The sequence below is a fragment of the Citrobacter sp. Ca225 genome (assembly GCF_030337175.1).
GTDB classification, from domain to species: domain Bacteria; phylum Pseudomonadota; class Gammaproteobacteria; order Enterobacterales; family Enterobacteriaceae; genus Citrobacter_A; species Citrobacter_A amalonaticus.
Genome location: NZ_JAOWCD010000068.1, coordinates 85,638 through 98,974, shown reverse-complemented (window position 1 = coordinate 98,974; position 13,337 = coordinate 85,638). Strand labels below are relative to the sequence as shown.

The following is a 13,337-nucleotide window of genomic DNA, read 5'->3' as shown; positions in this document are numbered from 1 at the left end:
GCGTTGACTATTTTCGGTCGTCTTTTCGGTTCAGAAACCTTCATTCACATGACTATGTTGCCGCTCTATAAACGTGCTCAGCACCGAGTTTTTATCACGGTGGCTGTTTTCATCTTAATGCTGTCCTGCCAGTCTCTGGCGCTTGCTCGCGCATCGTCAAACAGCGATCTGCCCTCGAAGGCGGATGTGCAAAGCCAACTGGATACGCTCAATAAGCAAAAAGACCTCTCCGCGCAGGATAAACTGGTTCAGCAGGATCTCGTCGAGACCATTGCAACGCTTGAGAAAATCGAGCGGGTGAAAGACGAGACGACCCAGCTCCGTCAGCGCGTGGCGCAGGCACCAGAAAAAATGCGTCAGGCGACAGAGGCGCTGAGTGCGCTCAGCGATGTGGATAATGATGATGAAACGCGTAAGACGCTCAGTACGCTTTCATTACGCCAGTTAGAACTGCGCGTGGCGCAGGTTCTGGATGATTTGCAGAACGCGCAAAACGATCTCGCCACCTATAACAGCCAGCTCGTTTCCCTGCAAACACAGCCCGAGCGTGTACAAAATGCGATGTATACGGCTTCTCAGCAGCTTCAGCAGATTCGCAACCGACTGGACGGCACCAGCGTGGGCGAAGCGGCGTTACGACCGACTCAGCAGGTGCTTTTACAGGCCCAGCAGACGTTACTGAACGCCCAGATCGATCAACAACGTAAAAGCCTGGAAGGCAATACGGTGTTGCAGGACACCCTGCAAAAACAGCGTGACTATATTACGGCAAACAGCAACCGGCTCGAGCACCAGTTACAGTTACTGCAGGAAGCGGTCAACAGCAAGCGTCTGACCTTAACGGAAAAAACGGCGCAGGAGGCCATTTCCCCGGATGAAACCGCGCGGATCCAGGCCAACCCACTGGTGAAACAGGAGCTGGAAATCAACCATCAGCTCAGCCAGCGCCTGATCACCGCGACGGAAAATGGCAACTCGCTGATGCAGCAAAACATTAGGGTCAAAAACTGGCTGGACCGCGCGCTGCAATCTGAACGCAATATCAAAGAACAAATCGCGGTGCTGAAGGGCAGTCTGCTGCTGTCGCGTATTCTCTATCAACAGCAGCAAACGCTGCCGTCGGCGGATGAACTCTCTGACATGACCAACCGCATTGCGGACCTGCGTCTGGAGCAGTTCGAAATTAACCAGCAGCGTGACGCGTTGTTCCAGAACGATGCGTTCGTGGCTAAGCTGGAAGAAGGCCACAGCAACGAAGTGAATGACGAAGTCCACGATGCGCTGCTGCAGGTTGTCGATATGCGCCGTGAACTGCTGGACCAATTGAACAAGCAACTGGGTAATCAGCTCATGATGGCCATTAATCTGCAAATTAATCAGCAGCAGTTAATGAGCGTCTCGAAAAGCCTGAAAGAGATCCTGACCCAGCAAATCTTCTGGGTAAACAGCAACCGGCCAATGGACTGGGACTGGATCAAAGCCTTCCCGCAGTCGCTGAAAGATCAGTTCAAGTCGATGAAAATCACGGTGAACTGGGAAAAAGCGTGGCCAGCGGTGTTTATCGCCTTCCTGGCCGGGTTGCCGCTACTGCTCATTGCCGGGTTGATTCGCTGGCGTCTGAAGTGGCTGAAAGCCTGGCAGCAGCAACTCGCCGCCGCGGTGGGATCGCTGCGCAATGACAGTCAGCTAAACACACCGAAAGCGATTCTGATCGATCTGATTCGCGCGCTGCCAGTATGTCTGCTGATTCTGGCGGTCGGCCTGATTTTGCTGACCATGCAGTTAAACATCAGCGATCTGCTGTGGGCATTCAGTAAAAAACTGGCAATCTTCTGGCTGGTTTTCGGACTGTGCTGGAAAGTGCTCGAAAAAGACGGGGTGGCGATTCGCCATTTTGGTATGCCTGCGCAACTGACCAGCCACTGGCGTCGCCAGATTGTGCGCATCAGCCTGGCGCTACTGCCGCTGCATTTCTGGTCAGTCGTGGCAGAGCTTTCTCCCTTGCATCTGATGGACGATGTGCTGGGGCAGGCGATGATTTTCCTCAACCTGCTGCTGATCGCGTTTCTGGTCTGGCCGATGTGCCGCGAAAGCTGGCGTGATAAAGAGTCACATGGCCTGCGCCTGGTGACGATCACCATCCTGTCTATCATCCCGATTGCGCTGATGGTGCTGACGGCAACTGGCTACTTTTACACCACGCTGCGCCTGTCGGGCCGCTGGATTGAAACCGTTTATCTGGTCATCATCTGGAACCTGCTCTATCAGACGGTGCTGCGCGGTTTAAGCGTCGCGGCGCGGCGTATCGCCTGGCGTCGTGCACTGGCGCGTCGGCAGAATCTGGTGAAAGAGGGGGCCGAAGGAGCGGAACCACAGGAAGAACCCACCATCGCGCTGGAGCAGGTGAACCAGCAAACGTTACGCATTACGATGCTGCTGATGATTTCACTGTTTGCGGTGGTGTTCTGGGCGATTTGGTCCGATCTGATCACCGTGTTCAGCTATCTCGACAGCATTACGCTCTGGCACTACAACGGCACCGAAGCGGGCGCAGCGGTAGTGAAAAGCGTGACGATGGGCAGCCTGCTGTTTGCCATTATCGCGTCGATGGTCGCCTGGGCGTTGATCCGTAACCTGCCGGGTCTGCTGGAAGTGCTGGTGCTGTCGCGTCTTAAAATGCGCCAGGGCGCCTCGTACGCCATCACCACGATCCTGAACTACATCATCATTGCCGTCGGGGCGATGACGGTCTTCGGTTCGCTCGGCGTGTCGTGGGATAAACTGCAATGGCTGGCGGCGGCCTTATCGGTCGGTCTCGGTTTCGGCTTGCAGGAGATTTTCGGTAACTTTGTCTCGGGTTTGATCATTTTGTTCGAACGTCCGGTGCGGATTGGCGATACGGTGACGATCGGCACATTCTCTGGTACCGTCAGCAAGATCCGTATCCGCGCAACCACCATTACCGATTTCGATCGCAAAGAGGTGATCATCCCGAACAAGGCGTTTGTAACCGAGCGCCTGATCAACTGGTCGTTGTCTGATACCACCACCCGTCTGGTGATCCGCATTGGCGTGGCGTACGGTTCGGATCTGGATAAAGTGAAGAAAGTCCTGCTTCAGGCCGCGATGGAGCATCCGAAGGTGATGCACGATCCTGAGCCGGCGGTGTTCTTCACTACCTTCGGCGCCAGTACCCTGGATCATGAACTGCGTCTGTACGTGCGTGAACTTCGCGATCGTAGCCACACGGTTGATGAACTGAACCGATCAATCGATCGTCTGTGCCGTGAAAACAACATTGATATCGCCTTTAACCAGCTTGAAGTGCATCTGCGCAACGAGAAGGGCGACGAGGTCACAGAGGTGAAACGCGAGATCAAAGGCGACGATCCGACGCCTGCGGTTTAATCAAACGATCGCATGCCTGATGGCGTCACTTGCGTCTTAATCCGGCCTACAACGCAGGGTAAATTCCAATACCCGCTCAGAAATGTAGGCCTGATAAGCGCAGCGCCATCCGGCAAAAATCAATCAAGTTTGTCAGCAGTTTGAGCCACTTTTTTTTCATAGTCCCGTTTAACCATTTCCAGCGCTTTCAAGACGGTATCCGGGGCGACATGGTTTTCTTCCAGCAATACAATCAAATCGACGGCCAGTTTGACCTCATCCGGGGCGTTTTCAAGTGACATAGCGTCTCCAGGGATTAGCGAGTTAAACGCGCCAGGACACGTTCAATATTGTCCAGCGCCTTACGACAGCGCGCCAGACGACCTTCATAGATTTCCACTTCGCGTTGCAGCGTTTGTTGTTCGTCCAGACGGGTGACCTGAGCCAGCCGCGCTTTGCGCTGCGCGGTCATTTCCTGCAAACGTCGCTCAAATTCCTGATGCTGGATGCGTCTGCGTTGCCAGTGTGCCAGACCCGGCGAGGCGCTGTCCCACTCCCGCAGCGACCAGCTGGCGGTTTCGCGGGAGATTGCTTCCAGTTGCGACGCCAGATGTTCCGCCAGCCAGGCCACTTGCGGCAGTTGCTGCTGTTCAACCGCCTGACGTAGCGCCTGAAGGTGGCCTTCAGCTTCATCCAGACAGGCCTGGAGCAGGGTGCTACGCGTCTGAAAAAGATGGCGATCGAAACGGGCGCTGATCGTGGCATGCTGCGCCACCGGCGCACAGCGTTGGCGCAGGAGGGCGAGCTGATCTTCCAGCTTTTGCAGCAGCATGGCGGTTTTCACTGTAACACTCCGATGAAAATGATAACTGTTATGCTAAAGTAGCGTTCTGGTTTGCGATATGCCTTTATTATGCAACGAATCCTTTTAATCATCACGGGTTGGCTGGCGGTTGTATTGGGGACGCTGGGCGTCGTGTTGCCTGTATTGCCGACGACACCGTTTATCCTGCTGGCTGCCTGGTGCTTTGCCCGCTCATCGCCGCGTTTCCATAACTGGTTACTCTACCGCTCGTGGTTTGGCAGCTATTTGCGATTCTGGCAGAAATATAAGGCTATGCCGCCGGGCGTTAAGCCCCGCGCGATCGTAATGATCCTCATCACCTTCGCCGTATCGCTGTGGTTGACCCCGATGTGGTGGGTGCGGATCCTGCTGCTGGTGATCCTGGCTTGCCTGCTGGTATTTATGTGGCGAATACCTGTGATTGACGAAAAGCAACAAAAGCACTGAAGCATAATAATCGCGGTTGCAATTGCGAGCGGTAGCCAGTAAATTCGACCGTTTTCGAGCACAGGCGCACTGGGTCAAATTAATGCAGCCAACAAAGAGGCCGCTTGAAGGATGAAGTGTATAGTGCGCCGTGAAGTAACACCGTATTAATCAGGCACAAACTTATGACCGCAACTGCACAGCAGCTTGAGTTTCTCAAAAATAGCATTAAAAGCATTCAGGACTACCCGAAACCGGGCATTCTTTTCCGTGATGTCACCAGCTTACTGGAAGATCCGAAAGCTTACGCACTCAGCATCGAATTGCTGGTTGAGCGTTACAAAAATGCAGGCATCACCAAAGTTGTCGGTACCGAAGCTCGCGGCTTTCTGTTTGGCGCGCCGGTAGCGTTGGGTCTGGGCGTTGGCTTTGTGCCGGTGCGTAAACCGCGCAAGCTGCCGCGTGAAACGATCGCTGAAAGCTACGAACTGGAATACGGCACCGATCAACTGGAAATCCACCTTGATGCGATCCACGCCGGTGATAAAGTGCTGGTGGTTGACGATCTGCTGGCAACCGGCGGTACGATTGAAGCGACCGTGAAACTGATCCGTCGTCTGGGCGGCGAAGTGACCGATGCGGCATTCATCATCAACCTGTTTGACCTCGGCGGCGAACAGCGTCTGGCGCAGCAGGGCATCAACTGTTATAGCCTGGTTCCTTTCCCGGGGCACTAATCGGCTCAACAGCACCTGACGTATTACCTGAAGACATGACCTCGCTGAATTAGTGAGGTTGTGTTAGCATTCCCCCCTATGAATCCACCTTCCAGCGTTTCAGAGCCAGCCAATGAGTTATCAGGTTTTAGCCCGAAAATGGCGCCCACAAACCTTTGCCGACGTCGTCGGCCAGGAACATGTGCTGACCGCACTGGCGAACGGCTTGTCGTTAGGGCGTATTCACCATGCATATCTTTTTTCCGGTACCCGGGGTGTCGGTAAAACCTCCATTGCCCGTCTGCTGGCAAAGGGACTGAATTGCGAAACCGGCATTACCGCCACGCCGTGCGGCGTGTGTGATAACTGCCGTGAAATCGAACAGGGGCGATTTGTCGATCTGATTGAGATCGATGCTGCCTCGCGCACTAAAGTCGAAGACACCCGGGATCTGCTGGATAACGTCCAGTACGCCCCGGCGCGCGGTCGATTCAAAGTTTATCTGATCGACGAAGTGCATATGCTGTCTCGCCACAGTTTTAACGCGCTGCTCAAAACGCTTGAAGAGCCGCCGTCGCACGTCAAATTCCTGCTGGCGACAACCGATCCGCAGAAGCTGCCGGTGACCATTCTGTCCCGCTGCTTGCAGTTCCATCTTAAGGCGCTGGATGTCGACCAGATCCGCCATCAGCTTGAACACATTCTTAACGAAGAGCAGATAGCCCACGAGCCGCGCGCACTGCAACTGCTTTCCCGTGCGGCCGATGGCAGTCTGCGTGACGCGCTGAGTCTGACCGATCAGGCGATAGCCAGCGGTGATGGCCAGGTTTCCACCCAGGCGGTGAGCGCGATGCTCGGCACGCTGGATGACGATCAGGCGCTGTCGCTGGTGGAGGCGGTAATCGCTGCCGACGGTGAACGGGTGATGACGCTGGTCAACGAGGCCGCAGCGCGAGGAATCGAATGGGAAGCACTGCTGGTCGAAATGCTTGGTCTGCTGCACCGTATTGCGTTGGTCCAGTTGTCTCCTGCCGCACTCGGCGGCGACATGGCGACGATCGAAGTGCGCATGCGTGAACTGGCGCGCACCGTGCCGCCGGCGGACGTTCAGCTTTATTACCAGACGTTGTTGATTGGCCGTAAAGAACTGCCGTACGCGCCAGACAGACGCATGGGCGTTGAAATGACCTTACTGCGGGCGCTGGCGTTTCATCCGCGTATGCCGCTACCAGAACCCGAGGTTCCGCGACAATCATTTGCCCCTGTCGCGCCAACGGCGGTAATGACGCCGACCCAGGTGCCGCAGCAGTCTGCACCCGCGCAACCGGCCCCGGCAGCACCGCTACCGGAATCCACCAGTCAGGTGCTGGCGGCGCGCAACCAACTGCAACGTGCGCAGGGAGCAACCAAAGCAAAAAAGAGTGAACCGGCAGCCGCACCCCGCGCGCGGCCGGTGAATAACGCTGCGCTGGAAAGACTGGCTTCGGTATCAGAACGCGTACAGGCTCGTCCTGCACCGTCTGCGCTCGAGCAGGCGCCGGCGAAGAAAGAGGCCTATCGCTGGAAGGCGACCACGCCGGTTGCTGAAGTGAAAGAGGTTGTGGCGACACCAAAGGCGCTGAAAAAAGCGCTGGAGCATGAGAAAACACCGGAACTGGCAGCTAAGCTTGCCGCAGAAGCGATTGAACGCGATCCGTGGGCGGCACAGGTCAGCCAGCTTTCGCTGCCAAAACTGGTTGAGCAGGTCGCTCTCAACGCCTGGAAAGAAGAGAACGATAATGCGGTCTGTCTGCATTTGCGTTCCAGCCAGCGTCACCTGAATTCCAGCGGTGCGCAGCAAAAGCTGGCGGAAGCACTGAGTCAGCTTGCGGGATCAACGGTTGAACTGACCATCGTAGAAGATGATAATCCGGCGGTGCGAACGCCGCTGGAGTGGCGTCAGGCGATTTATGAAGAGAAACTTGCGCAGGCGCGTGAGTCGATAGTTGCGGATAACAACATCCAGACCCTGCGTCGGTTCTTCGATGCGGATCTGGATGAAGAGAGTATCCGCCCCATTTGATCGTAAGCGACGCTTATGATTGTCATCCCTTAACGTGATTGAGAGAGAAGCCTATGTTTGGTAAAGGCGGTCTGGGTAACCTGATGAAGCAGGCCCAGCAGATGCAGGAAAAAATGCAGCAGATGCAGGAAGAAATCGCGAAGCTGGAAGTGACCGGTGAATCCGGTGCGGGTCTGGTGAAAGTGACCATCAACGGCGCGCATAACTGCCGTCGCGTGGAGATCGACCCAAGCCTGCTCGAAGATGACAAAGAGATGCTGGAAGATCTGGTTGCTGCTGCGTTTAACGATGCTGCCCGTCGCATTGAAGAGACCCAGAAAGAAAAAATGGCCTCTGTCTCCTCCGGTATGCAACTGCCGCCAGGCTTTAAGATGCCGTTCTGATGCAAACCAGCCCGCTGTTAACTCAGCTTATGGAAGCACTGCGCTGCCTGCCGGGCGTTGGCCCGAAGTCGGCGCAGCGCATGGCGTTTACGCTGCTTCAGCGTGACCGCAGCGGCGGGATGCGTCTGGCGCAAGCGCTCACCCGGGCGATGTCGGAAATCGGTCACTGCGCCGATTGCCGCACCTTCACCGAGCAAGAGGTTTGCAATATCTGTTCAAATCCGCGTCGTCAGGAAAATGGCCAGATTTGCGTGGTCGAGAGTCCTGCGGATATCTATGCGATTGAACAGACCGGGCAGTTTTCCGGGCGCTACTTCGTGCTGATGGGGCATTTGTCGCCGCTCGACGGCATCGGGCCAGATGATATCGGTCTCGACAGACTTGAGCAGCGCCTGTCCTGCGAGCAACTCAGTGAAGTGATCCTCGCGACCAACCCGACGGTCGAAGGAGAAGCCACGGCGAACTACATTGCTGAACTCTGCGCGCAATATGGCGTTGACGCCAGCCGTATCGCACACGGCGTGCCGGTCGGCGGTGAACTGGAGATGGTGGACGGTACCACGCTGTCGCATTCTCTGGCAGGACGCCACAAGATTAAATTCTGAACAAACGGAGGCTGTGCTCGCGGCCTCCGCTTGAAATCCCCCCCGGTTGTCCCCATTTCACCCTCAACGTGTTTTTACCATTGAAAATGGCATTGTTGAGGTAGATCTACATGAAAGGACAAGAAACTCGTGGTTTTCAGTCAGAAGTAAAACAGCTTCTGCATCTGATGATCCATTCTCTGTATTCCAATAAAGAAATCTTCCTGCGTGAGCTTATCTCTAACGCCTCCGATGCGGCAGACAAGCTGCGTTTTCGCGCGCTGTCGAACCCGGACCTCTATGAAGGCGACGGTGAACTGCGTGTACGCGTCTCCTTCGATAAAGATAAGCGTACGTTGACCATCGCCGATAACGGCGTGGGGATGAACCGTGATGACGTGATCGATCATCTGGGGACCATCGCGAAGTCCGGGACCAAATCCTTCCTTGAATCCATGGGCTCCGATCAGGCGAAAGACAGCCAACTGATTGGTCAGTTTGGCGTAGGCTTCTATTCGGCCTTTATTGTCGCGGATAAAGTCACGGTCCGCACTCGTGCCGCAGGCGACAAGCCGGAGAACGGCGTGTTCTGGGAATCAGCGGGCGAAGGTGAATACACCGTTGCCGATATCACCAAAGACGATCGCGGAACGGAAATCACGCTGCATCTGCGTGAAGGCGAAGACGAGTTCCTCGATGACTGGCGCGTACGTTCCATCATCAGCAAATATTCCGACCATATCGCCCTGCCGGTTGAGATAGAAAAACAGGAAGAGAAAGACGGCGAAACCGTCGTTACCTGGGAGAAAATCAACAAGGCGCAGGCGCTGTGGACCCGTAACAAGTCGGAAATCAAAGATGACGAGTACAACGAGTTTTACAAGCATATCGCGCACGATTTTACCGATCCACTGACCTGGAGCCACAACCGCGTAGAAGGGAAGCAGGAGTACACCAGTCTGCTGTACATCCCGTCGCGGGCACCGTGGGACATGTGGAACCGCGATCACAAACATGGCCTGAAGCTGTACGTCCAGCGCGTCTTTATCATGGACGACGCCGAGCAGTTCATGCCGAACTATTTGCGCTTCGTGCGAGGGCTTATTGATTCCAACGATCTGCCGCTGAACGTTTCTCGTGAGATCCTGCAGGACAGCACCGTCACCCGCAACCTGCGTAGCGCACTGACTAAGCGTGTTCTGCAGATGCTGGAAAAACTGGCGAAAGAGGATGTGGAAAAATACCAGACGTTCTGGCAGCAGTTTGGTCTGGTGATGAAAGAAGGGCCGGCGGAAGATCATGCTAACCAGGAAACCATCGCCAAACTGATGCGTTTCGCGTCGACGCATACCGACTCTTCTGCGCAGACCGTCTCTCTGGAAGACTACGTCTCTCGCATGAAAGAAGGGCAGGAGAAGATTTACTACATTACCGCTGACAGCTATGCGGCAGCGAAGAGCAGCCCGCACCTGGAACTGCTGCGTAAGAAAGGCATCGAAGTGCTGTTGCTCTCCGATCGCATTGACGAGTGGATGATGAACTACCTCACCGAGTTTGACGGTAAGGCGTTCCAGTCCGTCGCCAAAGCGGACGAGTCTATCGACAAGCTGGCCGATGAGGTTGATGAAAGCGCGAAAGAAGCGGAAAAAGCGCTGACACCGTTTGTTGAGCGCGTGAAAAATCTGCTGGGCGACCGGGTGAAAGACGTACGTCTGACGCACCGTCTGACGGATACGCCGGCGATTGTCACCACCGACGCGGACGAAATGAGCACCCAGATGGCGAAACTGTTTGCCGCAGCGGGTCAGAACGTACCGGAAGTGAAATACATCTTTGAACTCAATCCGGACCACGTGCTGGTGAAACGCACGGCGGATACCCAGGATGAAGCGCAATTCAACGAGTGGGTTGAACTGCTGCTGGATCAGGCGTTGTTTGCTGAGCGCGGCACGCTCGAAGATCCAAACCAGTTCATCCGCCGCATGAACCAACTGCTGGTTTCCTGATAACTGCGATGTGAATGCCGGATAAGCGTGATTGCAATCCGGCATTTCTTTTAATCGCCTCTCTTTTCTAAATTTTCCCTCATTAACCGTTTCAGCGCTGGCACCTTCCTTGAGACAAATGCGTGATGGTGGTATCGTTTAGCGCTTTTTTAAAAATATCGACAACCTTTAAGGGGATTTTCGTAATGCGTATCATTCTGCTTGGCGCTCCGGGCGCGGGTAAAGGAACTCAGGCTCAGTTCATCATGGAGAAGTATGGTATTCCGCAAATCTCCACCGGTGATATGCTGCGTGCCGCCGTGAAATCTGGCTCCGAGCTGGGCAAACAAGCGAAAGACATCATGGACGCCGGTAAGCTGGTGACGGATGAGCTGGTGATCGCGCTGGTAAAAGAGCGTATCGCGCAGGAAGATTGCCGTAACGGTTTTCTGTTAGATGGTTTCCCGCGCACGATTCCGCAGGCTGACGCCATGAAAGAAGCCGGTATCGTGGTAGATTATGTTCTCGAATTCGACGTACCGGATGAGCTGATCGTTGACCGTATCGTTGGTCGTCGCGTACACGCTGCGTCTGGCCGCGTTTACCACATCAAATTCAACCCGCCTAAGGTTGAAGGTAAAGACGATGTGACCGGCGAAGAGCTGACCACCCGTAAAGACGACCAGGAAGAGACCGTGCGTAAGCGTCTGGTGGAATACCATCAGATGACGGCACCGCTGATTGGTTACTACCAGAAAGAAGCGGCAGCAGGTAACACGCAATACGCGAAAGTTGACGGGACTCAGGCCGTTGCTGACGTGCGCGCCGCGCTGGAAAAAATCCTCGGTTAAGTTTTTCGCGTAGTGAACCTTTTATCAGGCCTGCCATTATCGCGTAGGCCTGATAAGCGTAGCGCCATCAGGCAAATTCTCGTTTTACCTCTCACAGCAATTAGTTCTTCTTACTCACTTTTCCGCTACAATTATCAACAATTTGAATCGATAAGAGGCGGTAATGCGTCAGACGAAAACCGGTATCCTGCTGGCAAATCTTGGCACTCCCGATGCCCCCACTCCGGCGGCAGTAACACGCTATCTCCGGCAATTCTTAAGCGATACACGCGTTGTCGATACGCCCCGCGTGTTGTGGTGGCCGCTGCTGCGCGGCGTGATTTTGCCGCTTCGCGCCCCGCGTGTGGCAAAGCTTTATCAGTCTGTCTGGATGGAAGGCGGCTCTCCGTTAATGGTCTACAGCCGTCAACAGCAGCAGGCGCTTGCTGCGCGCCTGGCGGACACGCCCGTCGCGCTGGGCATGAGCTATGGCTCGCCGTCACTGGAAAGCGCGGTGGACGAGCTGCTGGCGAACCACGTGGATCATATCGTCGTGCTGCCGCTGTACCCGCAATATTCCTGCTCAACGGTTGCTGCGGTCTGGGATGAGCTGGCGCGCATTCTGGCGCGTAAACGTCGTATTCCCGGCATTTCGTTTATTCGCGATTACGCCGACGATCGCGCTTATATTGACGCGCTGGCGAACAGTGCGCGGGCTTCGTTCGCCGAACACGGCGAACCGGATTTGCTGCTGTTGTCCTACCACGGCATTCCGCAGCGCTTTGCTGATGAAGGCGACGACTATCCGCAGCGCTGTCGTGATACCACCCGTGAGCTGGTCTCAGCGCTCGGTCTGCCACCAGAAAAAGTAATGATGACCTTCCAGTCGCGTTTTGGTCGTGAACCGTGGCTGACGCCCTACACTGATGAAACGCTGAAGATGTTAGGCGAGAAGGGAACGGGCCATATTCAGGTGATGTGTCCGGGCTTCGCGGCGGATTGTCTGGAGACGCTGGAAGAAATTGCGGTGCAGAATAAAGAGATCTTCCTCGAAGCGGGCGGTAAAAAGTATGAATATATTCCGGCGCTAAATGCCGCGCCGGAACATATCGATATGATGCTGAAACTGACAGCCCCGTACCGCTAACGTGCAGCGTTAATCTGCTGAGTGAAGAAACGCGCACCATCGCGTAAGGCGTCATCGGCAGATTTCATCATGCGTGAGTAGTGCAGAAAGGCGTGTAGCGTGCCGGGATACATTTTGTATTCGCAGGGCTGTTGGTGCGCCTGAAGCGTCTCGAAGAGCAGACGGCTGTCGTCGATCAGCGGGTCAAACTCCGCACCGGCGATAAAGCAGGGCGGCACGTCGCGCGTCAGGTCGTTGTTGAACAGGCAATAGTACGGCGACTCGCGATCGTCGGCATCACGCAGATACATTCTTTCGTACATCTCCAAATCCTGGCGGCTGAGGCCGTCCCACTCACCGCCCATCAGCCGACGACTTACCGAGTCCTGCAAGCCATACAGGCCGTACCACAACAGCACGCCTGCCACCTTTCCACAAAATATGTGCTTATCGCGCAGCCACAGCGCGCTGGCGAGCGACAGCATCGCGCCAGCGGAATCACCGGCAAAGCCAATGTGCGTCATATTCAACTGATAGTCGTCCGCCTGCTGATAAAAGAACTGACAGGCGGCAATGGTCTCTTCAATGGCCTGCGGAAAGCGCGCCTCAGGTGAGAGTGAATAGTCGACGCCGATTACCGTGCACTGGGTATAGCTTGCCAGCAGACGCATGATTCGGTCATGGGTATCCAGATTCCCGAGAATACAACCGCCACCGTGCAGGTAAAACAGCGTGGCCTGACTGTCTGGCGTTGGGCTGTACAGGCGCGTTGTCACCTCTCCCCAGGGCGTGGGGAGGGCATATTCCCGCGTTGGCATTTGCGGTGCATCCGCATTCCAGAAGCGCCGTTCAAGAATGTAGTGTTGGCGCATCGCTGGCACATCATCGGCGGCAGGCCAGGGAGGCAAATCGTCCTGCCGGACATTCAGCACCGCGCGCATCTCGTCTGAAATGCTGGCCAGTACGGGAAGTTTATTCTCTGGTTTCATAAAAC

General features: G+C 55.4%; 12 protein-coding genes and 1 other annotated feature. Of the genes, 9 read left to right on the top strand and 3 right to left on the bottom strand.

Going from position 1 to position 13,337, the window contains the following annotated elements; all coding sequences use genetic code 11:
• Positions 1 to 48: 48 nt before the first annotated feature.
• On the top strand, positions 49 to 3,408 hold the full coding sequence (mscK, locus tag OGW13_RS10400; protein ID WP_044258930.1) for a mechanosensitive channel MscK: 3,360 nt from the start codon (positions 49 to 51) through the stop codon (positions 3,406 to 3,408).
• Between the two features lie 119 nt (positions 3,409 to 3,527).
• Here mscK and rsmS read toward each other — a convergent pair whose 3' ends face one another.
• Positions 3,528 to 3,689: a pleiotropic regulatory protein RsmS gene (rsmS, locus tag OGW13_RS10395; RefSeq protein WP_043001554.1), complete on the bottom strand. Its 162-nt coding sequence runs from the start codon at positions 3,687 to 3,689 to the stop codon at positions 3,528 to 3,530.
• Between the two features lie 14 nt (positions 3,690 to 3,703).
• On the bottom strand, positions 3,704 to 4,231 hold the full coding sequence (gene priC / locus OGW13_RS10390) for a primosomal replication protein N'' (RefSeq protein WP_043001553.1): 528 nt from the start codon (positions 4,229 to 4,231) through the stop codon (positions 3,704 to 3,706).
• 69 nt (positions 4,232 to 4,300) lie between these two features.
• On the opposite strand from priC, the gene OGW13_RS10385 reads away from it, so the two are divergent.
• The 8 genes from OGW13_RS10385 (at position 4,301) to hemH (ending at position 12,364) form a co-directional block, all read left to right on the top strand.
• On the top strand, positions 4,301 to 4,678 hold the full coding sequence (locus tag OGW13_RS10385) for a DUF454 family protein (protein ID WP_043001552.1): 378 nt from the start codon (positions 4,301 to 4,303) through the stop codon (positions 4,676 to 4,678).
• Positions 4,679 to 4,842: 164 nt separating this feature from the next.
• The gene (gene apt / locus OGW13_RS10380; RefSeq protein ID WP_043001551.1) at positions 4,843 to 5,394 is read left to right on the top strand and encodes an adenine phosphoribosyltransferase; all 552 of its coding nucleotides are present in this window, start codon (positions 4,843 to 4,845) and stop codon (positions 5,392 to 5,394) included.
• A 112-nt stretch (positions 5,395 to 5,506) separates the two neighbouring features.
• On the top strand, positions 5,507 to 7,435 hold the full coding sequence (gene dnaX / locus OGW13_RS10375; RefSeq protein ID WP_044258928.1) for a DNA polymerase III subunit gamma/tau: 1,929 nt from the start codon (positions 5,507 to 5,509) through the stop codon (positions 7,433 to 7,435).
• Positions 6,768 to 6,832: a sequence feature (DnaX frameshifting element), on the top strand. It overlaps the preceding gene by 65 nt.
• Positions 7,436 to 7,488: 53 nt before the next feature.
• On the top strand, positions 7,489 to 7,818 hold the full coding sequence (locus OGW13_RS10370; RefSeq protein WP_001515903.1) for a YbaB/EbfC family nucleoid-associated protein: 330 nt from the start codon (positions 7,489 to 7,491) through the stop codon (positions 7,816 to 7,818).
• On the top strand, positions 7,818 to 8,423 hold the full coding sequence (gene recR / locus OGW13_RS10365) for a recombination mediator RecR (RefSeq protein WP_043001549.1): 606 nt from the start codon (positions 7,818 to 7,820) through the stop codon (positions 8,421 to 8,423). The genes OGW13_RS10370 and recR overlap by 1 nt, the downstream gene beginning before the upstream one ends.
• Before the next feature lie 110 nt (positions 8,424 to 8,533).
• Positions 8,534 to 10,408, top strand: a complete 1,875-nt coding sequence (htpG, locus tag OGW13_RS10360; protein ID WP_044258926.1) for a molecular chaperone HtpG — start codon at positions 8,534 to 8,536, stop codon at positions 10,406 to 10,408.
• Between the two features lie 185 nt (positions 10,409 to 10,593).
• Positions 10,594 to 11,238: an adenylate kinase gene (gene adk, locus OGW13_RS10355; RefSeq protein ID WP_043001547.1), complete on the top strand. Its 645-nt coding sequence runs from the start codon at positions 10,594 to 10,596 to the stop codon at positions 11,236 to 11,238.
• Between the two features lie 163 nt (positions 11,239 to 11,401).
• Positions 11,402 to 12,364, top strand: coding sequence for a ferrochelatase (hemH, locus tag OGW13_RS10350; protein WP_043001546.1), 963 nt, complete (start codon positions 11,402 to 11,404; stop codon positions 12,362 to 12,364).
• Here the strand turns inward: hemH and aes are convergent.
• Complete coding sequence (gene aes / locus OGW13_RS10345) at positions 12,361 to 13,332, bottom strand: acetyl esterase (protein WP_054176087.1); 972 nt, start codon at positions 13,330 to 13,332, stop codon at positions 12,361 to 12,363. The genes hemH and aes overlap by 4 nt on opposite strands.
• Positions 13,333 to 13,337 lie beyond the last annotated feature (5 nt).

Coding starts and splice junctions, on each gene's coding strand:
- rsmS (WP_043001554.1), bottom strand. CDS start 3,689: ATGTCACTTGAAAACGCCCCGGATGAGGTCAAACTGGCCGTCGATTTG.
- dnaX (WP_044258928.1), top strand. CDS start 5,507: ATGAGTTATCAGGTTTTAGCCCGAAAATGGCGCCCACAAACCTTTGCC.
- adk (WP_043001547.1), top strand. CDS start 10,594: ATGCGTATCATTCTGCTTGGCGCTCCGGGCGCGGGTAAAGGAACTCAG.
- recR (WP_043001549.1), top strand. CDS start 7,818: ATGCAAACCAGCCCGCTGTTAACTCAGCTTATGGAAGCACTGCGCTGC.
- apt (WP_043001551.1), top strand. CDS start 4,843: ATGACCGCAACTGCACAGCAGCTTGAGTTTCTCAAAAATAGCATTAAA.
- htpG (WP_044258926.1), top strand. CDS start 8,534: ATGAAAGGACAAGAAACTCGTGGTTTTCAGTCAGAAGTAAAACAGCTT.
- hemH (WP_043001546.1), top strand. CDS start 11,402: ATGCGTCAGACGAAAACCGGTATCCTGCTGGCAAATCTTGGCACTCCC.
- OGW13_RS10385 (WP_043001552.1), top strand. CDS start 4,301: ATGCAACGAATCCTTTTAATCATCACGGGTTGGCTGGCGGTTGTATTG.
- mscK (WP_044258930.1), top strand. CDS start 49: ATGACTATGTTGCCGCTCTATAAACGTGCTCAGCACCGAGTTTTTATC.
- OGW13_RS10370 (WP_001515903.1), top strand. CDS start 7,489: ATGTTTGGTAAAGGCGGTCTGGGTAACCTGATGAAGCAGGCCCAGCAG.
- aes (WP_054176087.1), bottom strand. CDS start 13,332: ATGAAACCAGAGAATAAACTTCCCGTACTGGCCAGCATTTCAGACGAG.